Genomic DNA, 21111 nt, shown 5'->3' on the forward strand with positions numbered 1-21111 from the left:
AGCATAGGCGACACGGAGGAGCGGTGTGCTGGAGTGTGACGGGAAGCACACGGGCATGCGCGGGAGTGGCACGTGCCGAGCTCAGCATGTGCGTGCGGATCTCTCAGGGTTCGTCCCCTGATGTTGTGGGGGGTGGGGCTCCCGCTTCGGGAACACCGAGTTGCGTGGACTGGGCCCGTCAGCGTTTGGCAGCCTGTGAGCAGCCTCGACCCGGGGAGATGGGGGAGAGGTGTGAAGTCCGCCCGTCGATCGAGTAACCGGATATGGGGTGTCTCTTGGTGCTGAAGATGAAGAGCGAGGGCTCGGGGAGGCCGCGGCGTCGCGGCCTGCGCGTGCTCGGAATGGGGGCAGCGACCGCGACGGTCGCCGCCGCGGGGCTGGTGACGATGCCGTTCGCCGCATCGGCCGACGAAGCTGCCCCCGGCGAAGACGTCGTCTCCGCCGCCCACGGTCACGGCCTCTGGTCTGAGTTGCTCGGACTGGAGCTCGCGGGCACGGCGCGGACGGACACCGCGTACCCCGACAGCCCCGGCCCGATCTCCGACGAGCTCGACGTGAGCCTGCTGGGCGCCGCGGTCGTCGAGGTCGGCAGTGTGCAGCTGCCGCTCATCAAGGAGCCGGGCGACCCCGATGCCGCCGGCCTGCTGGAGCTCGGCTCCCTCGGCACGCTCTCCAGCTACGCGGAGTCGACGAGCGAGACCCGCTCGCGGGCCTCCTCCGGCCTGCTGACCGAAGAAGGAGCGCTGGCGGTCGATGCGGCGGCTGAACCGGGCTTCGAGCCCGCGCGCATCGACGTCACCGGGCTGCTCACGCAGCTGATCGGGGCGGACGCGACCGAGCAGCTGCTGGACCAGGCGGCGATCGAGGTCGGTGCTCTGGGCTCCGAGGTCGTCAAGGAGAACAGCACGGTCACGAGCGAGTACATGCTCTCCGACATCCGCCTCGACGCGAGCAGCCCGCTCGTCGGGGGTCTCACCGGTACCGTCGACGGCGTGGTGGGAGCTCTGCTCCAGCCGATCCAGGATCTGCTCGGCCCGGACGGCACGGTCGGGTCCGCGGTGTCCGATGTGGTGGACGGGATCGGGGCGCTGCCGCTCGTGGACGCGGAGCTCAATGAGCTCTCCATCGACACGGCCTCGCTCACCGACGAGGTGCGTGCTGCGCTGCTGCAGACGCCGCTGGAGAACGCCGAGGGCAGCGTCTCCGTCAATCTCGCGGACGGGACGATCGGCGTCGACCTCGGCGCCCTGCTCATCGACAGCCAGGACGGCGCAACGCTGAACACGCTGGCGCCCAACACGGAGGTGCTCGACGACGCGATCGTCAACGGCATCCTCGACGGTGTGAGCGACGCCCTGATCGGCAACGGCCCGAACTCGCTCGTGTCGAAGGCTGCGGGCATCGTGACGAACGGAATCCGGGACGTCGAGGTCGTGGTCGACATCCAGGCGGACATCAGCCTGCCGGTGGTGGGGCCGCTCGTCGACGCCCCCGTGACCGTGAGCGGCACGGTCGGCGAGTTCCTGGACGGATCGAGCGATCTGGTCGACGTGAGCGGCATCAACGTCGCGGGGATCCCGGTGGGGACCGTCCTCGACCCGATCACGAGTCTGCTCAGCGGACTCGTCGGGACGATCGGCGGCGCTCTCCAGCCGCTGGTCGACACGGTGGTGGCGCAGGTGCAGCCGAACCTCATCGCCACGGTGTCGCCGCTGGTGACGAACCTCCTGGACAACGCCCTCGAACCGGTGCTGAACGAGATCGTGGAGATCCGGATCAACGAGCAGCCGACCGAGGCGCCCCTCGCCCGAGCGGCCGGTGACCTGGGCGCCGGCAGCTTCACGACGCGGGCGCTGAGCGTCAGCGTGCTCCCATTCGGGGATGGCGGAAGCGCCATCCCGGTGCAGCTGGGGTCCGCGACGGTGCTCGCCGAAGACCTCGCCGCGGGGCTGACCGTGACCCCGAACCCCGTCGAGCAGGGAGGGACCGTCACGATCGACGGCACCGGATTCGCGCCGGGCGAGACCGTCACCGTGACCCTCCCTGACGGCTCCGAGACCCCGGTCATCGCCGACGAGGAGGGGGCGATCACGCTCACCTGGGACGTCCCCGAGACGCAGACCCCCGGCACCGTCGACTTCTCTGCCGTGGGCGAGGACAGCGGATCCACCGCCGAGGGCTCGACGGTCGTACAGCTGGCCCCGGCCGCGCTGACGGCGACGCCGGACCCCGTCGAGCGGGGCGGCACCGTCACCCTGACCGGAGCGGGTTTCGCCCCGGGCGAGACGGTCACCGTGACCTTCCCCGACGGCACGACCGCCCCGGCGACCGCCGACGAGGACGGTGGCTTCGTGACCGAGTGGACGGTCCCCGCCGACTTCGACGCGGATGACGCCGCGTTCACCGCGCTCGGCGACGACAGCGGCCGGACCGGCACCGACACGGTTGCGGTCGCCGCAGCGGGCGACGACGACGCGAACGTGAACGCCTCGGCTTCGGCGTCGGCCTCCGCGGATGCCGACGACGCCAGCAACGCCTCCGCGCAGGTGGCCGCCCAGGCGGCGGCGCTCGCGGATGCGACGAGCAGCGCCTCGGCCGCGGCGGACGTGAGCGCGGACGCTGCCGCCGAGGTCGCGGCCACCGCGGACGCCTCGGCGGAGGCTTCCGCGGAGTCGAACGCTGCGGCCTCGGCCGCCGCGACGGCATCGGCGGATTCCACGGCGGATTCGGCGCAGGACGCCGACACCACTGCGGCGGCGCAGGCGGCGGCGAACGCCGACGCCTCGAGCGCTGCGCAGGCCGCTGCGGCGGTCGCCGCAGACGCCGATGCCTCGGCCACGGCCTCGGCGGACGCCGCTGCGGCGGTGGAGGCCGATGCGACCGCCGACGCGGACGCGAGCGCGGAGGTGAACGCGAACGCCTCGGCGTCGGCGTCCGCCTCCGCCGACGCCGACGACAACAGCAACGCCTCTGCGCAGGTGGCAGCCCAGGCGGCGGCGCTCGCGGATGCGACGAGCAGCGCCTCGGCCGCGGCGGACGTGAGCGCGGACGCGGCTGCCGAGGCCGCTGCGACGCCGGATGCCTCGGCCGAGGCCTCGGCGGAGTCGAACGCCGCCGCTGCCGCTGCGGCGACGGCGTCGGCGGATTCGACGGCCGATTCGGCGCAGGATGCGGACAGCACGGCCGCGGCGCAGGCCGCGGCCAACGCGGACGCCTCCAGCGCCGCGCAGGCCGCCGCCGCAGTGGCCGCTGACGCCTCGGCGTCGGCGACGGCCTCGGCGACCGCGTCCGCAGCCGTCGCTGCGGACGCCACCGCGGCTGCCACGGCTGACAGCACCGCGTCCGCGGCGTCGACGGCTTCGGCGAGCGGCGCGGCGAACGCTGCGCAGGCTTCGGCCCAGGGCAGTGCCTCCGCTTCCGGAGCGAAGCTGCCGCAGACCGGCTCGGCGGTGCCCGCCGGGTTCGCGATCGGCGGTGCGCTCCTGCTTCTGGCCGGTGCAGGCGCCCTGCTGCTGGCTCGCCGGCGCAGCGGTTCCGGGGGTGTCTCCCGGGAGGGCTGAGTCCGCCCGAGATCGCTTCCGCTCGCTTCGGGGGCCGCGCCGCACCGGCGCGGCCCCCGCTGCGGTGGTGGCGCGCGCGGCCGAGCCCTGCGCGAGGCCCCGGGTCTGCGGTACGGTCGTCGCACAGGGAGTGAGTTGAGCAACGCCGGTCGATTCCGTGGGGAGAACTGCAGGTGGCATCGAAGAACGTGAAGCGCGGTAATTCCGCGGCCTCAGAAGCGAGGGCCGAGGATCCGGCATCCCGGGCTCCCTCCGCCGGAGCCGACGGGGCACCGGCGCCGCCCAGACCGCGCGCCTGGGTGCGCCTCGCCGCCCTGGCCGCGACGTTGCTGACGGCCTGGCACATCCTGGCCTCGTTCCTGTGGATCGCCCCGTTCTCGGCGAACGCGCGCGAGATCGTCCCCGGCGGTCAGCAGACGCTGTCCGCCTACATGCTCCCGTTCTTCGGCCAGTCGTGGAGCGTGTTCGCTCCCGAGCCGATCAACGGGGACTACCACTTCAATGTGCGCGCGATCCTCTCCGACGGCACTGAGACGGGCTGGGTGAGCGCCACCGATGTGGAGCTGTCGATGATCCGGTACAATCTGTTCCCGCCGCGGGCAGGCATCCAGTCGACCGAGCTCGCCTCGGCGTACAAGGGGGCTTTCGATGCGCTCGAGCCCCTGCAGCGGACGGTCGTCGGCGGCAACTTCGCGATCGACGGCTGGGAGCCCGGCCTGCGGGCGGCCCTCGAGAGCCAGATCGGCAAGGGCGCGGAGGCGGAGGGGGCCGATGAGCCGGCGAAGCCGAACACGGAGGAGATCGACGAGCTGATCGCCGAGGAGCGTCGCGCCAGCGCGTATGCGACGCAGGTGGCCCGCGCCGTCTGGGGGGCCGACGTCGAGCAGGTCCAGTTCCGGGTGAGCCGGCAGAACATCATCCCCTTCGCGGAACGGCACGATCCGCACGCGGAGCGTCCCGAGCCCTCGGTCGTGCTGCCGGGCTGGCGCCCGCTGATCGTCGAAGAGGGACAGAACGACGGCAACTTCGCGGACGTCTTCCGCCGCCAGTACGAGAGGATCTCCCGATGAGTGGGGAGCACACGCAGACACCGCAGCGGGTCACGCCGCTCGCCCGCGCCCTCGTCTTCCTCGGAAGCCTGATCTCGGGGGCGTGGCTGGCGTTCGCGAACGCGATCGGCGGCGCCGTCGAGTTCTTCGAGCGGTGGCTCTTCTCGGGCAAGAAGGCGCTCTACGGCATCGCCGTCACCCGCATCGTGTTCGGCGTCACCGCGTTCGGGCTGCTCGCCTCCAACTTCGGCACCCGGCTGTACACCTTCGGCTCCGGCTCCGCGTGGAACGGGGAGATCGCCGAGCCGGTGAGCGAGTTCCCGCGGAGCTGGGTGTTCAGCTCGTTCCACGCGGTTGCCGCGAACGACGTCGCCTTCACGCTGCTGTACCTGCTGCTCATGCTGCTCGCCGTGCTGTTCGTGCTGGGGTGGCGGTTCCGGATCGTGCTGCCGCTGTTCTTCGTCGGCTGGGTGAGCTTCATCGAGATGAACGACATGGTGGGCGACCAGGGCGACAACATGTTCCGGATCGCGCTGATCCTACTGTTCTTCACGGATGCCGCGGCTCGCTGGTCGCTCGACGCACGCCGCCGGGCGCGCCACGAGTGGTTCCCGGAGGGATCCTCGCCGCGGCAGCTGGGCACCGCGCTGCACAATCTCGCGCTCGTCGCGCTCACCGCGCAGGTGGCGTTCGTCTACGCCTCCGGGGCGCTCTACAAGGCCCAGGGCGCGCCGTGGGCGCAGGGCTACGCCGTCTACAACCCGCTGCAGACGGCTCGTTTCGGCACCTGGCCCGTGCTCAGCGATCTGATCACCGCCTGGGGGCCCGCCGTCGCGATCGGCACCTGGGGTTCGATCATCCTGCAGGCCGCGTTCCTGCTGGCGCTGCTGTCGCGGCCGACGCGCCTGATCGCGCTGATCGGGATCCTCGGCTTCCATGTGATGATCGGCGTGCTCATGGGCCTGCCGTGGTTCTCCCTGACGATGATCGCGATCGATGCGATCTTCATCCGGGATCGGAGCTGGCAGCGGCTGGAACGGGGCGTGCGGCGGAGGTGGCGGGCGGCTGCGGGCGCCGGGGAGCCCGCTCAGGCCCGCGGCGGCTCCGGTGCGGCGGCCCCGGCGACGGAGCCGGCCGCGGTCTGAGGGCTCGCGCGGAGAAGCCGCGTCCGCCGCGATGGAGCACGTCGATGTCGGTGGTGCTCGGTAGGCTCACCGCATGGTGAAGACGACGAGCGCGTACGCGTGTACCGAATGCGGCTGGCAGACCTCGAAGTGGGTCGGCCGCTGCGGCGAGTGCCAGCAGTGGGGCACCGTCGAGGAGCGGGCGAGGGCCGGTGCCTCGCTCGCGCGCACGACGCGGGCCGCGGCGCCCCCGGCCGGGCGCGAGGCACGACCGATCACGGAGCTGGTCGGTGCCGCGGTGAGTCACCGGCCGACCGGCATCGGTGAGCTCGACCGGGTGCTCGGGGGCGGCGTGGTGCCGGGGGCGGCGATCCTCTTCTCCGGCGAGCCGGGTGTGGGCAAGTCGACGCTGCTGCTCGACGTCGCCTCGCGTTTCGCCGCGCCGGGCGGCTCCGCCTCAGCCGCCGGGCCCGCCGTGGCGGGGCCGGGGGCTTCCGCGGGGGCCGGCCGGCGCGTGCTGTACGCGAGCGGTGAGGAGTCGACGGGGCAGATCCGCATGCGCGCCGAGCGGACCGGCGCGCTCTTCGACGAGCTGTTCCTCGCGAGCGAGACCGATCTGGCCACGGTCCTCGGTCACATCGAGGCTGTGGATCCCGCCCTGGTCATCGTCGACTCGGTGCAGACGCTCGCGAGCGCCGAGGTCGAGGGCAGCGCCGGCGGGCCCGCCCAGGTGCGCGAGGTCGCGGCGGCGCTGATCCGCGCGGCGAAGGGGAGAGGGACGCCGGTGATCCTGGTGGGGCACGTCACCAAGGACGGCTCGGTCGCCGGGCCGCGCCTGCTGGAACACCTGGTCGACGTGGTCTGCCACTTCGAGGGCGACCGGCGCAGTTCGCTCCGCTTCCTGCGCAGCCTCAAGAACCGTTACGGGCCCACGGACGAGGTGGGGTGCTTCGAAATGACGGATCGTGGCATCTCCGAGGTGCCCGATCCGAGCGGTCTGTTCCTGAGCCGGGCCGCCGCGCCCGTCAGCGGCACCTGCGCGACGGTCGCGATGGAGGGGCGGCGGGCGCTGCCGGTCGAGGTGCAGGCCCTCGTCGCGAAGAGCGCGACGCCCAACCCGCGCCGGGTGACGAGCGGCGTCGATCCCTCCCGGGTGGCGATGATCCTCGCCGTGCTGGAACGCCGGGTCGGCGCTCGGCTCCACGACCAGGACGTCTACGTGTCCACCGTCGGCGGGGTGAAGCTCGGAGAGCCCGCCGCCGATCTTGCGATCGCGCTCGCGGTGCTCTCCGCCATCGGCGACCGCCCGCTGCCGCACGACCTCGTGGCCTTCGGTGAGATCAGCCTCGCAGGCGAGGTGCGGCCAGTGGTCGCGGGGTCGCAGCGGGCGGGCGAGGCGGCCCGGCTGGGCTATGTGCGCGCCCTCGACGCCGCGTGCGAAACGGTGGACCGGGCGCGGAGGGAGGCTGGACTCTAGCTTCGGGGAAGGCGAGTAGACTTGCCGACCGTGACTAACAACACGGTAGACGTCGTCCTGATCGGCGGAGGCGTGATGAGCGCCACCCTCGGGACGCTGATCAAGCAGGTGCAGCCCGACTGGACGATGGAGATCTTCGAGTCCCGTCCCGAGGTCGCGACCGAGAGCAGCAATGCCTGGAACAACGCGGGCACCGGCCACGCCGCCCTCTGCGAGCTGAACTACATGCCGGAGGCCGCCGACGGGAGCCTCTCCCCGGCGAAGGCCATCGACATCAACGAGCAGTTCCAGCTCTCGCGCCAGTGGTGGTCCTCGCTCGTGAGGCAGGGCGTGCTCGGTGAGCCCGCCTCCTTCATCAACGCCACCCCGCACATGACCTTCGTGCGCGGCGAGGCGAACGTCGACTACCTCCGCCGGCGCTTCGAGATCCTCAAGCGCGAGCCGCTGTTCTCCGACATGGAGTACAGCGAGGATCCGGCCCAGATCGCCGAGTGGGCGCCGCTGCTCGTCGATCGCCGCTCGAAGGACGAGGTCTTCGCGGCCACGCGCTCCGAGAGCGGCACCGACGTCGACTTCGGCGCGGTGACCCGTCAGCTCATCGACCACCTCGTGGCGGCCGGTGCACGTCTCCACCTCGACACTCCCGTGAAGAGCCTGAAGCGGCGTGCCGACGGCAGCTGGGACGTGGGCGTCAAGGCGATCTCGGGTGTCGGCGTGCGCAACGTCAACGCGAAGTTCGTGTTCGTCGGAGCGGGGGGCGGCGCGCTGCAGCTGCTGCAGTCCTCGGGCATCCCCGAGATCCGCGGCTTCGGCGGCTTCCCGATCAGCGGCAAGTTCCTCAAGTGCGACAAGCCCGAGATCGTGAGCCAGCACCACGCGAAGGTCTACGGCAAGGCGGCGGTGGGTGCTCCGCCGATGTCGGTGCCGCACCTCGACACCCGCGTGGTGGACGGCAAGATGAGCCTGCTCTTCGGCCCGTACGCCGGCTTCAGCCCCAACTTCCTGAAGAAGGGCTCCTGGTGGGATCTGCCCGGCTCGGTGCGCCCGCACAACCTCGGGCCCATGCTGAAGGTCGGACTCACGGAGTTCTCACTGGAGAAGTACCTGGTGGGTGAGGTCCTCGCGAGCCGCGAACAGCAGATGCGCACTCTGCGCGAGTACATGCCGACCGCCCGCACCGAGGACTGGGAGATGATCACCGCCGGCCAGCGCGTGCAGGTCATGAAGAAGGATCCGAAGAAGGGCGGGATCCTGCAGTTCGGCACGGAGGTCATCACGGGCGGCGAGGGCACCATCGCCGGGCTGCTGGGGGCTTCGCCGGGCGCCTCGACCGCCGTGCACGCCATGCTGGGCGTGCTGTCGCGCTGCTTCCCCGAGCAGTTCGAGCAGCGCTGGCGCGCTGAGTTCGTCCGCCACGTGCCGGCCTTCGGCACCGGCCTCAACGGCGACCCGGCCGCGGCTGCCGCATCGCTCGCCGAGACGGCCGAGGTGCTCGGTCTGGCGCCCGTCACCGCCTGAGCCCGCGCTCGCGCGCCGCCGGAAGGGGCGGGATCCGTCATCAGGGGTCCTGCCCCTTTCTCCGTGCGTGCCGCGGCCCCGGCGATCCGCGAGCCGGGGCCGCGGCACAGGCCCGCCTGCGTGGCCGCGCCTACTCGGCCGCGAGCAGGTCTTCGAGGTAGGCGGCGGTGTCCTCCCAGCCCTCGACCGCGTGGCAGTCGACGCCGAGGGCGAGCACCGGGTAGTCGTTGCCCTCGGGGTCGAGGCGGTCGCCCACGAAGCGCATCTCGCCGAGCGGGATCCCCGTGTGCTGTTCGAGCTTGCGCATGCCGTAGGCCTTGTCGATGCCGCGGCGGGTGATGTCGACCGAGGTGGATCCGCCGCTGCGCACCTCCAGGCCGGGCAGCCGCTCCGCCACTGCCGCGCGCAGCGCGTTCTTCTTCGCACCGTCCGCGTCCCACGCCTGCTTCACCGCGACCGGGGCGCGCTGCCCGAGCGCCGAGAAGGTGACCTGCGAGCCGCGGTCCTCGAGGATGTCGCCCCAGGGCTCCGCCTCCCACAGCCCCAGTCGCTCGGCCTCCTCCCGCAGCGCGGTCAGGGCCGCGTCTCGTTCCTCGGCTGTGAGATTCTCACGGTAGACGGTCACCCAGCGCCCCTGCTCGCGGCGCTCGTAGCGGGTGCCGCAGGTCGGCAGCAGGTGCAGGCGCTCCAGCGACGCTTCCGCGACGTCGGCGTAGGCGTCGAGCCGATTCACCAGCTGCGCCTCGAACTGCTCGAAGTTGCCGCCCGAGATCACGGCGACCGTGGTGCGTTCGAGGAGCCTCGCGAACACCGCGAGCATGCGCGGGTCAACCGGGGACTTCGAGGGGGCGAGGGTGTCGTCGAGGTCGAAGGCGATGAGGCGCGGGATCCTGGTCACCCGTCGATTGTTCCACAGCGGGGGGGGGGGGGGGCGGGGGGGGGGGGGGGGGCCGGGGGGCCCCCCCCCGCCCGGGGCGGGGGGGGGGGGGGGGGGGGGGGTATGTGAGCCCGGTGAGGGTCTGCCTGGTGGGGGGGGGGGGGGGGGGGGGGGGGGGGGGGGGGGGGGGGGGGGGGGGGGGGGGGGGGGGGGGGGGGGCGGGGGGGGGGGGGGGGGGACGGCCGGGGCGCGGGACCGCGCGGCCTACTCCTCGTCGAGTTCGGGCAGCGAGGTGGCGTTGGCGTAGAAGCGCACGTCGACGCGTTCGAGGCCGGTGCCCTCGAAGACGATGCGGTAGCTGCCCGGCATGGGGATCTGCGCCTCGTTCAGCGGGAACACCATCGGAATGTAGCCGAAGCTGTCGTTGCCGCCGCCCAGGCTGAAGTTGCCCTCCAGGCTGAAGAGCTCGCCCCCGCCGACGGCGGGCTCGCAGCGGGCGCGGAAGGAGCGTTCGGGGTCGCCGCGCCGCGCCTCGTTCTCGTCGTACTCGACGACGACCACGAGCGTCGCCCCGAGCGGGGCGGGATACTCGGGGCGGTTGATCGTGTTGATGAACCCGGAGAGCACGCCGAGCGTGCCCTCGCGCACGTTCGCCGCGTCCGCCAGAAATGCCGCAGCTACCCGCATGGGTGCCCCCTCGTGTGCTCGTCGTGGCTTCCACTCTCGCAGATCGCGGCTGCGAACGGGGAGAACGTCATCCATTCCCGACAACTCGCTGCACTCCCGAGCCCGCCCGAAGCCGGATCCGGCCCCCTTTTTCCGGGTTCGCGTTGACTCGGCCCCGGCATATGAGGCCGGATCCGAGGCGGGCGGAGTAGGGGAGAGGGGAGGAATGGGCCGGGGGAGGGGAGCGGGTAGGCTTGACGGGTGACCAGGCACTTCCTTCGCGATGACGATCTGACGCCCGCCGAGCAGCTCGAGGTGCTCGAACTCGCCGCGCGCCTCAAGCGAGAGCCCTTTGCGGAGCGCCCGCTCGCGGGTCCCCGCTCGGCCGCGGTGTTCTTCGACAAGACGTCCACGCGCACCCGCTTCAGCTTCGCCGCCGGCGTGGCCGAGCTCGGCGGCAACCCCATCATCGTGAACCCGGGCGAGGCCCAGCTGGGCGTGAAGGAGTCGATCTCCGACACGGCGAAGGTGCTCTCGCGCATGGTCGACCTCATCGTGTGGCGCACCTTCGCCCACTCGGGCCTGGAGGAGATGGCCGCGCACGCCACCGTGCCCGTGATCAACTCCCTCAGCGACGACTTCCACCCCTGCCAGATCCTCGCCGATCTGCAGACCATCCGCGAGCGGAAGGGCGAACTGCCCGGCCTCACCGCCGCCTACGTGGGTGACGCCGCCAACAACATGGGCCACTCCTACCTGCTGGGCTTCGCGACGGCGGGGATGCACATCCGGGTCGCCGGCCCCGAGGGCTACCATCCGCGAGCCGACATCGTGGCGGACGCGACGCGGATCGCCGCCGAGACCGGCGGCAGCGTGACGATCCTCACCGACCCGGTGGCGGCGGTGCGGGGCGCCGACGCCGTGATCACCGACACCTGGGTGTCGATGGGGCAGGAGGACGAGAAGGCGGAGCGCGTCGCGACCTTCGGCGCCTACCGGGTGACACCCGAGCTCATGGGGCACGCGCAGGCAGACGCGATCTTCCTCCACTGCCTCCCCGCCTATCGCGAGTTCGAGGTCGCCGCGGAGGTCATCGACGGCCCCCAGAGCGTCGTGTGGGACGAGGCCGAGAACCGGGTGCACGCGCAGAAGGCACTGATGACCTGGCTGCTGAAGGAGAGCAAGTGACCGAGAACACGAACCCCGCCGCCGGCGACCGCACCGCGGCCGAGAGCGCCGCAAGCGGCAACCGGGCCGCCGAGGCCGGAGCCCTGTGGGGCGGGCGCTTCGCGAGCGGCCCCTCGCCGGCGCTCGCGGCCCTGAGCAAGTCGACGCAGTTCGACTGGGTGCTCGCGCAGTACGACATCCGCGGCTCGAAGGCGCACGCCACGGCGCTCGCCGCGGCGGGATACCTCAGCGCGGACGAACTGCGCGAGATGCGCGCGGCACTCGACGAGCTCTCGGCGCGCGTCGCCGACGGCCGCGCGCTGCCCGCCGAGGACGATGAGGACGTGCACTCGGCGCTGGAGCGCCTGCTCATCGAGATCACGGGCGTGCAGCTCGGGGGCAAGCTGCGGGCGGGCCGCAGCCGCAACGACCAGATCGCGACGCTCGTGCGCCTCTACCTGCTCGATCACGCGGCGATCATCCGCGAGCGGCTGCTCGAACTGCTCGACGCGATCGCCGAGCAGGCCCGCAAGCACCCCGAGGCGATCCTGCCCGGCCGCACCCACCTGCAGCACGCGCAGCCGGTGCTGCTCGCGCACCAGCTGGCCGCGCACGCCTGGCCCATCGTGCGCGATCTGGAGCGCCTGCGCGACTGGTCGGCGCGCGCGAGCGCGTCCCCCTACGGCGGCGGCGCCCTCGCCGGGTCCTCGCTGGGCCTCGACCCTCGACTCGTCGCCGACGAGCTCGGTCTCGGAGAGCCGCTGGAGAACTCCATCGACGGCACCTCGGCTCGTGACGTCGTCGCGGAGTTCGCGTTCATCTGCGCGCAGATCGGCATCGACCTGTCCCGGCTAAGCGAGGAGATCATCCTCTGGAACACGAAGGAGTTCGGCTTCGTGCGGCTGCACGACGGTTACTCGACCGGATCCAGCATCATGCCGCAGAAGAAGAACCCGGACATCGCCGAGCTGGCGCGCGGCAAGTCGGGCCGCCTCATCGGCAATCTGACCGGTCTGCTCGCCACGCTGAAGGGCCTGCCGCTCGCCTACAACCGCGATCTGCAGGAGGACAAGGAGCCGGTGTTCGACTCCGTGCAGCAGCTCGAGGTGCTGCTGCCCGCCTTCACCGGCATGGTGGCGACGATGAGCTTCGACACGGAGCGCATGGCCGAGCTGGCCCCGCAGGGCTTCTCGCTGGCGACCGACGTCGCGGAGTGGCTCGTGAAGCAGGGGGTCATCTTCCGTGATGCGCACGAGATCTCGGGTGAGCTGGTGCGGTTCTGCGAGGAGCGCGGGATCGAGCTGCACGAGCCGAGCGACGCCGAGCTGGCGCAGCTGTCGCCGCACCTCACCCCCGGCGTGCGCGAGGTGCTCACGATCGAGGGCTCGGTGAACTCGCGGATCGGCGCAGGCGGCACGGCTCGTGTCCGCGTCGACGAGCAGCTCGCCCGCCTGGATGAGCGCATCGCCGAGTTCCGCGCGTAGCGCGGGCTGCGTGCCGAGGCGCACCGCGGCCGGCAGCGCCGCGGTGCGCAGGGCGCGGTACGATGGCAGGCGTGTCCGCAGCAGATGAACGAGCCGAGATCCTGGCAGCCCAGCGCAACGACGACAGCTTCGCCACCCTCTGGGAGGAACTGGAGTGGCGCGGTCTGATCCACGTCTCCACCGATGCCGCAGCCCTCTCCGAGCTCCTCGAAGGCGAGCCCTTCACCTACTACTGCGGCTTCGACCCGACGGCCTCGAGCCTGCACCTCGGTCACCTCGTGCAATTGCTGCTCATGCGCCGCCTGCAGCTCAAGGGGCACAAGCCGCTCGGCCTCGTCGGCGGCTCCACCGGCCTGATCGGCGATCCGCGGCCCACCGCGGAGCGCGTCCTCAACTCGCCCGAGACCGTGGCGGAGTGGGTGCGATCGCTCGGCGAGCAGGTCTCGCGCTACCTGAGCTTCGAGGGGGAGAACGGGGCCCGCCTCGTGAACAACCTCGACTGGACGGCGCCGCTGTCCGCCATCGACTTCCTGCGCGAGATCGGCAAGCACTTCCGCGTCGGCACGATGATCAAGAAGGACATCGTCGCGAAGCGGCTGAACTCCGAGGAGGGGATCAGCTACACCGAGTTCAGCTACCAGATACTCCAGGGCCTCGACTTCCTGGAGCTGTACCGGCAGCACGGCTGCCTGCTGCAGTCCGGCGGCAGTGACCAGTGGGGCAACCTCACGAGCGGCACGGAGCTGATCCGCAAGGTGGAAGGCGCCACGGCGCACGCCATCGGCACGCCCCTCATCACGAACGCCGACGGCACCAAGTTCGGCAAGAGCGAGGGCAACGCGATCTGGCTCAACCCCGAGATGTGCTCCCCCTACACCTTCTACCAGTTCTGGCTCAATCAGGCGGACGCGGATGTGATCGACCGGCTGAAGGTCTTCACCTTCCTCTCCCGCGCCGAGATCGAGGACTACGCCCGCCAGGTGGCGGAAGAGCCCTTCAAGCGCGCCGCCCAGAAGCGGCTCGCCTTCGAGGTGACCCGGCTCGTGCACGGGCCCGCCGCAACGCAGGGCGCCATCGACGCCTCCGAGGCGCTGTTCGGGCGGGGGGATCTCGGCGTGCTCGACGAGACGACGCTGCGGGGCGCGATCGGCGAGCTGCCGAGCGCCGAGGGGTCGGTGGGGGATCCCGTCGCGGAGCTGCTCGTCAGCTCGGGCCTCGTCGCGAGCAAGGGCGAGGCGCGGCGCGCCATCCAGCAGGGCGGCGTGTACGTCAACAACGAGGCCGTCCAGGACGCGGATCGCGTGCTCGGCCCCGAGGATCTGCTCCACGAGCGTTACGCCGTGCTGCGCCGCGGCAAGAAGGCCCTCGCCGGCTTTACGGCCTGAGCCGTCGCGGGCGGACGCCGCACCCGGGCAGCGGCGTCCGCCCGCGAGCCGGGGCCCGGTACGCGCCCGCGGCTCAGCGCCCCCGGCGCAGGCGCCAGCCCCAGCGCAGGACCCCCCACAGCGCCTCCGCCACGATCCCGGCGCTCATCTTCGACCGCCCCGCCGCGCGCTCGACGAAGGTGATCGGCACCTCCGCCACCGGGCAGCCGAGTCGCTCGAAGGTCCACGCCGTCTCCACCTGGAACGCGTAGCCCTCGGAGTCGATCCCGTCGAGCTCCAGCCGGGCGAGCCAGCGCGCATCGATCGCCCGGAAGCCGCTCGTCAAGTCCCGCAGTCGCGAGCGCAGCGCCACACGCGCAACCGCCGTGCCCGTGCGCGAGATCCAGCGACGGTACCAGGGCCAGCCGACGATCCTGCCCCCCGCGATCCACCGCGTACCGATCGCCACGCCCCCGCAGCTGCGCGCGGCCTCAACGAGACCCGGCAGCTCCTCCGGAAGGTGTGAGCCGTCTGCGTCCATCTCCACCACGATGCGATAGCCCTCGCGCAGCGCGCGCCGGAAGCCCAGCGCATAGGCGGTCCCGAGACCGAGCTTGCGAGCTCGATGCACCACGAACACTCCGGGCGTGCCGGCAGCGATCCGCTCGGCGAGCCGTCCCGTCCCGTCCGGGCTGCCGTCGTCGATCACGAGGACGTGCGCCCGGGGAAGGTGACGCCGGATCCCGGCGACCGTGCCCGCGAGCGAATCCCGCTCCTCATAGCTCGGAAGAATCACCAGCACCTCGGCGGCGGGCTCGGCCATGGTGATCCTCGATCCTGGCATCTCCCCAGCCGGGCGGGGCCCGCGGCTTGCTAAGCTGGGGAGTTGTCACAATTCGGCAACGGCGGTGACCCGCGTCGCGCGTGACCGGACCACCGTGCAAACCCTACAGGAGAGTCAACGTGGCGACAGTTCTCGAAAAGCTTCTTCGTGTCGGCGAGGGCCGCACCCTGAAGAAGCTCCAGCGTCAGGCCAAGCTCGTCGCCGAGCTCGAAGACTCCTTCGCGGAGCTCAGCGACGAGGAACTGCGGGCCGAGACCGACGAGTTCCGCGAGCGCCTGGACAAGGGCGAGACGCTCGACGACCTCCTCCCCGAGGCCTTCGCCGCCGTGCGCGAGGCCGCGAAGCGCACCATCGGCCTCCGGCCCTTCGACGTGCAGGTCATGGGCGGCGCCAATCTACACCTCGGCAACATCTCCGAGATGAAGACCGGTGAGGGCAAGACCCTCGTCGCCACCATGCCCGCCTACCTCAACGCGCTCGCCGGCAAGGGCGTCCACGTCGTCACCGTCAACGACTACCTCGCCAGCTACCAGAGCGAGCTGATGGGGCGGGTGTTCCGTGCGCTCGGCATGACCACCGGTTGCATCGTCGCCGGGCAGGACCCCACCGTGCGCCGCGAGCAGTACAACGCCGACATCACCTACGGCACCAACAACGAGTTCGGCTTCGACTACCTGCGCGACAACATGGCCTCCAGTGCCGAGGAACGCGTGCAGCGCGGCCACTTCTTCGCCATCATCGACGAGGTCGACTCGATCCTCATCGACGAGGCCCGCACCCCGCTCATCATCTCCGGCCCCTCCTCGGGGGAGGCCAACCGCTGGTTCGCCGAGTTCGCCCGCATCGCCCGCAAGCTCGAAGCCGGCGTCGACTACGAGGTCGACGAGAAGAAGCGCACCATCGGCGTGCTCGAACCCGGCATCGAGAAGGTCGAGGACCACCTCGGCATCACCAACCTCTACGAGTCGGTCAACACCCCGCTCATTTCGTTCCTCAACAACTCCATCAAGGCGAAGGCCCTGTTCACGCGCGACAAGGACTACGTCGTGCTGAACGGCGAGGTGCTCATCGTCGACGAGCACACCGGCCGTATCCTCGCCGGCCGCCGCTACAACGAGGGCATGCACCAGGCCATCGAGGCCAAGGAGGGCGTGCAGGTCAAGGCGGAGAACCAGATGCTCGCCACCGTCACGCTGCAGAACTACTTCCGTCTCTACGAGAAGCTCTCGGGCATGACCGGCACCGCCGAGACCGAGGCCGGCGAGTTCATGTCGACCTACAAGCTGGGCGTCGTGCCGATCCCCACCAACAAGCCCATGCAGCGCAAGGACCAGCCCGACCTCGTCTACAAGAACGAGGAGGCGAAGTTCGCGCAGGTCGTCGAGGACATCGCCGAACGCCACGAGAAGGGCCAGCCCGTTCTCGTGGGCACCACCAGCGTCGAGAAGAGCGAGTACCTCTCGCGCCTGCTCGCGAAGAAGGGCGTCCGCCACGAGGTGCTCAACGCGAAGAACCACGCGCGCGAGGCCGCGATCATCGCGCAGGCCGGCCGCCTCGGCGCCGTCACCGTCGCCACCAATATGGCGGGTCGCGGCACCGACATCATGCTCGGCGGCAACGCCGAGTTCCTCGCCGTGCAGGAGATGGCCGCCCGCGGGCTCTCCACCGAGGAAGACCCCGACGCCTACGAGGCCGCCTGGGACGACGTCTTCGCCGCCGTCAAGGAGGCCGTCGCCGAGGAAGCCGAGAAGGTCGTCGCCGCCGGAGGCCTCTACGTGCTCGGCACCGAGCGCCACGAATCGCGCCGCATCGACAACCAGCTCCGCGGCCGCTCCGGCCGCCAGGGCGACCCCGGCGAGAGCCGCTTCTACCTCTCGCTCGCCGACGACCTCATGCGGCTCTTCAACTCGGGTGCCGCCGCGGCGCTCATGAACCGCGACAGCTTCCCCGACGACCTCGCCATCGAGTCGAAGGTCGTCTCGCGCGCCATCCAGAGCGCGCAGAGCCAGGTCGAGCAGCGCAACGCGGAGATCCGCAAGAACGTCCTCAAATACGACGACGTGCTCGACCGCCAGCGCAAGGCGATCTACGCAGACCGTCAGCAGATCCTCGACGGCGAAGAGATCCAGCCCCGCATCGCCTCCTTCCGCGAGCAGACCATCGACGCGATCCTCGACTCCCACGGCCTCGACGGCGACTGGGACTTCGACGCCCTCTGGAACGACCTGCGCCAGGTCTACCCGGTCGGTATCACCGTCGACGAACTGCTCGCCGAGGCCGGCGGAGCCCGCGTCGACCGGGCATTCCTGCGCCGCGAGATCCTCTCCGACGCGGAAGTCGCATACCAGAAGCGCGAAGAAGAACTCGGATCCGAGGCGATGCGCGAGCTCGAACGCCGCGTCGTGCTCGCCACCATCGACCGCCGCTGGCGCGACCACCTCTACGAGATGGAATACCTCAAGGAGGGCATCGGCCTGCGCGCCATGGCGCAGCGCGACCCGCTCGTCGAGTACCAGCGCGAGGGCTACACCATGTTCGAGGGCATGATGGGGCAGATCAAGGAAGAATCCATGGGTCTCCTCTACAACCTCGAAGTCAAGGTGCGACCGGCGGAGGGCCCCAAGGACCACGTGCACCTCGAAGGCGGCGGGCTGGAGCAGCAGCAGACCCCCGACCAGTCCAAGCTCAGCTACAGCGCCCCCGACGAGGACGGCGCCCCCGCCCTCAGCGGCGCCGAAGAGCCCCCCGCGCAGCGCGGCAAGGGCACGACGGCGAAGCAGCGCGCCCAGGCGGCCGGGGCTGCCCAAGCCGCCCCCGCTCAGCCGCAGCAGCGTGGCGCCTTCGGGCAGAACGTGCCCGCCGACGGTGCGAACGGCGCGAACCGCGCCGAGCGCCGCGCCAACAAGAAGAAGTAGACACAGCGAACCGATCGTGCGCCCAGCGCACGACGCGACTGAGGGATATCAATGTCACACAACAACAGCGGGCGCGCGTCGAAGAACGAGCGCCGTGCCGAAGCCCGCGAGCAGGCGCGGATCGCGCGCGAGCAGGAGAAGAAGCGCGAGAAGCGCAACAGGCTCTTCCTGCAGGGCGGCATCGTCCTTGGAGTCGTGGCGGTGCTCGCCGTCGTCGCGCTCATCGTCACGCAGACCGTCAAGCCCGCGGGCCCCGGGCCCCGCAACATGGCCTCCGGCGCCGCGATCTTCACCAAGGACCTCAAGGTCGTCGAGAGTCCCGCGCTCCAGCCCGGCGAAGACCGTCAGGCCCCCGAGTTCGACCGCAAGGAGCTGCCGCTCGACGTCACCGTCTACGCCGACTACATGTGCCCCGCATGCGGCAACTTCGAGCAGCAGTACGGCACCATGCTCGAGAACTACGTCGGCAGCGGCGACATCGAGCTCGCCATCTACCCCATCAACTTCCTCGACGGCACCTCACTCGGAACGAAGTACTCCACGCGAGCCGCCAACCTCTTCGCCTGCGTGGTCGAAGAACAGCCCGACGTCGCCTTCAGGCTGCACAACCGACTGCTCAGCGCCGAAGTGCAGCCGGAGGAGCGCACCACCGGACTCACCGACGACCAGCTCCTCGAACAGGCCGAGGCCGCCGGTGCCGAGCTCACCACCGAGCTGCGCCAGTGCGTCAAGGACCAGCGCTTCGCCAGCTTCATCAGCGCCAACTACAAGTCGGTGAGCGAAGACGGGATCCTCGGACTCGCCAAGGGCGCCCAGCTCGTCGACGACCCGAACACGGGCGCGCTGCAGCCCGCAGACGGACCGCAGCGCCTGCGCAGCACCCCCACCGTGATCGTCAACGGTGAGCAGTGGGTCGCCGGCCGCGACGGAGACCTCGAGTCCTACCTGCTCAAGCTGAAGAGCGAGATCGAGAGCAAGGGATCCGAATCGGACTCGGGCGCCTCCGGCGACAAGGGCGATACCGAGTAAGCCTCCTCAGAGCAGTCGCCGCGAAGCGGTACACTGCAGGTGGCCCCGGCGGGCCACCCTCGCCGCCTTAGCTCATCTGGTAGAGCAGCGCCCTTGTAAAGCGCAGGTGGTCGGTTCGAGTCCGACAGGCGGCTCGGCAGGAAAGCGGGCCTCGCATCGCGAGGCCCGCTTTCTGTATGCCGAGCCGCCTGCCGGACTCTGAACCGACCCCGGTGCAGCGCAGCTGCACCGGCTTCCCGCGCGCAACGCTGCGCGTTGCCCCGAGCGCGGAAAGCGAGTCCGACAGGCGGCGCGCGCGGGACGTGGCTTCGCATCGCGAGGCCGGTCCGGCCGGAGCGGGGGTAGGGTTGGGGGAGTGACGAGGGAACGGCTGAGGGTGTGGGCGGCGCTCATCGGCTCCGGCCTGGCCGGAGTGCTGGTGGCCCTGCAAACGCGCGTCAACGGCGGACTGAGCCAGCAGCTCGGCAACGGATACCTGACCGCTGCGGTCTCCTTCGGCTCCGGGCTCCTCGTGATCTGGATCGTGCTGCTCCTCTCTCCTCGCGGGCGCCGCGGCCTCGGACTGCTGCGCACCGAACTGCGCTCAGGCCGGCTGCCGCTCTGGGCGATCTTCGGGGGCGCGGGCGGGGCGGCCTTCGTGCTCGGACAGGGGCTCGTCGCGCCGCTCACCGGGGTCGCGCTCTTCACGGTCGGGATCGTCGCCGGCCAGGTGCTCGGTGGCCTCGTCTTCGACCGGCTCGGCCTCGGCCCGGGAGGCAGGATCGATCCGACGCTCACGCGCATTGCGGGCACCGTGCTCGCAATCGTCGCCGTGGGCATCGCGGTGGGCGTCGATCCCGGGCCCTACGTGCTGCTGGTGATCTTCCCCGTGGTCATCGGCGTGGGCGTGGCGGCGCAGTCCATGGTCAACGGACTGGTGCGGGCTGCGGCGCAGAGCGCGCTCACCTCCACGCTCGTCAACTTCGTCGTCGGCGCGACGCTGCTGTGGATCATCGCCGCGGTCTCGCTGCTGCTGCAGGGGTGGCCGCCGGCGTGGCCCAGCGAACCGTACTTCTACATCGGGGGCGTCGTCGGGACGATCTTCATCGCCATCGCGGCGGCGCTGGTGCGCACGGCCGGGGTGCTGCTGCTGAGCATGTCGAACGTGGCCGGTCAGCTGATCGCGGCGGTCGCCTTCGAAGCGGGTGCGCCATTGAGCGACGGCCTCACGAGCGGCATGGTCGCGGGCGCCGCCGTGGCACTGCTCGCGGTGGCCATCGCCGCGATCCCCGTCCGCCGAAGGCGGTAGCCCGGGATCCGGATCGCATGCGCGCCCGGAAGCCGATCAGAGCGCGGTGAGGTGGCGGCTCGCGTCGAGCGGCTTGCGCGGCTTCGGCTTGCGGTCGCGCTCGGGGATGCCGCCGACGTACAGCCAGCCGAGCAGGTATTCGGGCTTCTTCACGCCGAGGGCCTTGCGCACGGCCCGGTCCCGAGCCGCCGATCCGCTCTTCCAGATCGAACCCCAGCCCGCCTCGTGCAGCAGCAGACCGAGGTAGTGGGCGACGCCGCTCGCCACCGCCTCCTGCTCCCACAGCGGCACCTTCCCGCTCGCGCGCGGGCTCACCACGATCACCAGCACGAGCGGGCTCCGCTTGGCCTTCGCGACGTACTTCTCCCGGTCCCCGCCCGCCGCCTTCGCGAGGCCCTCGCCGAGCCGGGCGCGCGCCTCGCCGCGCAGCTCGATGATGCGCCAGGGGCGCAGCGAGGAGTGGTCGGCGACGCTCGACATGGCCGAGAGCAGTTCTTCGAGCTCAGCGCGGCTGGGCGCCTCATCGGTGTGCTTGGAGTGCGAGCGCCGGAGCCGCAGCGCCTCGAAGGCGGGGCCCGTCACCGCAGCACCATTCGGGTGCGCGCTCCGGCGCGTGGCATGGGGACGGCGCGGGGCGGTCGGGGCGGAACGAGGTGCATGGCGGCCTCCGGGAGCACGTGAACGGTCCGGCCCAGTGTACGCGGTACGGCTCGGGCTTTCGTGCCTGCCTGAGGCGGGTCTGCCTGGCC

Annotated in this window: 15 protein-coding genes and 1 tRNA gene; 12 read left to right on the forward strand and 4 right to left on the reverse strand. The window is 71.2% G+C overall.

Features of this window, described 5'->3' with window-relative positions:
* Positions 1-287 precede the first annotated feature (287 nt).
* The 5 genes from B4915_RS12740 to B4915_RS12760 all read left to right on the forward strand — a co-directional run bounded on the left by B4915_RS12740 (position 288) and on the right by B4915_RS12760 (position 8728).
* Entirely contained in the window at positions 288-3560 is a 3273-nt protein-coding gene (locus B4915_RS12740; protein WP_245907506.1) for a choice-of-anchor G family protein, read from the forward strand.
* Positions 3561-3733: 173 nt separating this feature from the next.
* The gene (locus B4915_RS12745) at positions 3734-4630 is read left to right on the forward strand and encodes a DUF5819 family protein (RefSeq protein ID WP_245907499.1); all 897 of its coding nucleotides are present in this window, start codon (positions 3734-3736) and stop codon (positions 4628-4630) included.
* Positions 4627-5754, forward strand: a complete 1128-nt coding sequence (locus B4915_RS12750; RefSeq protein WP_105806190.1) for an HTTM domain-containing protein — start codon at positions 4627-4629, stop codon at positions 5752-5754. Before B4915_RS12745 ends, B4915_RS12750 begins: the two co-directional genes overlap by 4 nt.
* A gap of 73 nt (positions 5755-5827) precedes the next feature.
* Complete coding sequence (locus B4915_RS12755; RefSeq protein ID WP_105806191.1) at positions 5828-7210, forward strand: DNA repair protein RadA; 1383 nt, start codon at positions 5828-5830, stop codon at positions 7208-7210.
* 30 nt (positions 7211-7240) lie between these two features.
* Positions 7241-8728 carry a malate:quinone oxidoreductase gene (locus B4915_RS12760; RefSeq protein WP_105806275.1) on the forward strand — a complete coding sequence of 496 codons (1488 nt, stop codon included), beginning with the start codon at positions 7241-7243 and terminating at the stop codon, positions 8726-8728.
* A gap of 130 nt (positions 8729-8858) precedes the next feature.
* Here B4915_RS12760 and B4915_RS12765 read toward each other — a convergent pair whose 3' ends face one another.
* Positions 8859-9626, reverse strand: coding sequence for an HAD-IIB family hydrolase (locus B4915_RS12765; RefSeq protein ID WP_105806192.1), 768 nt, complete (start codon positions 9624-9626; stop codon positions 8859-8861).
* A 243-nt stretch (positions 9627-9869) separates the two neighbouring features.
* Positions 9870-10292 carry a DUF6941 family protein gene (locus tag B4915_RS12770; protein WP_105806193.1) on the reverse strand — a complete coding sequence of 141 codons (423 nt, stop codon included), beginning with the start codon at positions 10290-10292 and terminating at the stop codon, positions 9870-9872.
* A 240-nt stretch (positions 10293-10532) separates the two neighbouring features.
* Here B4915_RS12770 and argF point away from each other — a divergent pair, with 240 nt between their 5' ends.
* From argF to tyrS, 3 genes are all read left to right on the forward strand, one after another.
* Positions 10533-11459 carry an ornithine carbamoyltransferase gene (gene argF / locus B4915_RS12775; RefSeq protein ID WP_105806194.1) on the forward strand — a complete coding sequence of 309 codons (927 nt, stop codon included), beginning with the start codon at positions 10533-10535 and terminating at the stop codon, positions 11457-11459.
* Complete coding sequence (argH, locus tag B4915_RS12780) at positions 11456-12922, forward strand: argininosuccinate lyase (protein WP_425436378.1); 1467 nt, start codon at positions 11456-11458, stop codon at positions 12920-12922. The genes argF and argH overlap by 4 nt, the downstream gene beginning before the upstream one ends.
* A gap of 62 nt (positions 12923-12984) precedes the next feature.
* A complete protein-coding gene (gene tyrS / locus B4915_RS12785; protein WP_105806195.1) occupies positions 12985-14307 on the forward strand; it encodes a tyrosine--tRNA ligase in 1323 nt (440 codons plus the stop codon).
* Positions 14308-14380: 73 nt separating this feature from the next.
* Here tyrS and B4915_RS12790 read toward each other — a convergent pair whose 3' ends face one another.
* Positions 14381-15109 carry a polyprenol monophosphomannose synthase gene (locus tag B4915_RS12790; RefSeq protein WP_105806196.1) on the reverse strand — a complete coding sequence of 243 codons (729 nt, stop codon included), beginning with the start codon at positions 15107-15109 and terminating at the stop codon, positions 14381-14383.
* 140 nt (positions 15110-15249) lie between these two features.
* On the opposite strand from B4915_RS12790, the gene secA reads away from it, so the two are divergent.
* The 4 genes from secA (at position 15250) to B4915_RS12810 (ending at position 20362) form a co-directional block, all read left to right on the forward strand.
* Positions 15250-18045, forward strand: coding sequence for a preprotein translocase subunit SecA (gene secA / locus B4915_RS12795; protein ID WP_105806197.1), 2796 nt, complete (start codon positions 15250-15252; stop codon positions 18043-18045).
* Between the two features lie 51 nt (positions 18046-18096).
* On the forward strand, positions 18097-19074 hold the full coding sequence (locus tag B4915_RS12800) for a DsbA family protein (RefSeq protein WP_105806198.1): 978 nt from the start codon (positions 18097-18099) through the stop codon (positions 19072-19074).
* A gap of 61 nt (positions 19075-19135) precedes the next feature.
* A tRNA-Thr gene (locus B4915_RS12805) sits at positions 19136-19208 on the forward strand.
* A 221-nt stretch (positions 19209-19429) separates the two neighbouring features.
* On the forward strand, positions 19430-20362 hold the full coding sequence (locus B4915_RS12810) for a DMT family transporter (protein ID WP_105806199.1): 933 nt from the start codon (positions 19430-19432) through the stop codon (positions 20360-20362).
* 36 nt (positions 20363-20398) lie between these two features.
* On the opposite strand, the gene B4915_RS12815 is transcribed toward B4915_RS12810, so the two are convergent.
* Positions 20399-20944, reverse strand: a complete 546-nt coding sequence (locus B4915_RS12815) for a nitroreductase family protein (protein ID WP_245907500.1) — start codon at positions 20942-20944, stop codon at positions 20399-20401.
* Between the last annotated feature and the right edge of the window lie 167 nt (positions 20945-21111).

It is taken from the genome of Leucobacter massiliensis, assembly GCF_002982315.1.
GTDB classification, from domain to species: domain Bacteria; phylum Actinomycetota; class Actinomycetes; order Actinomycetales; family Microbacteriaceae; genus Leucobacter; species Leucobacter massiliensis.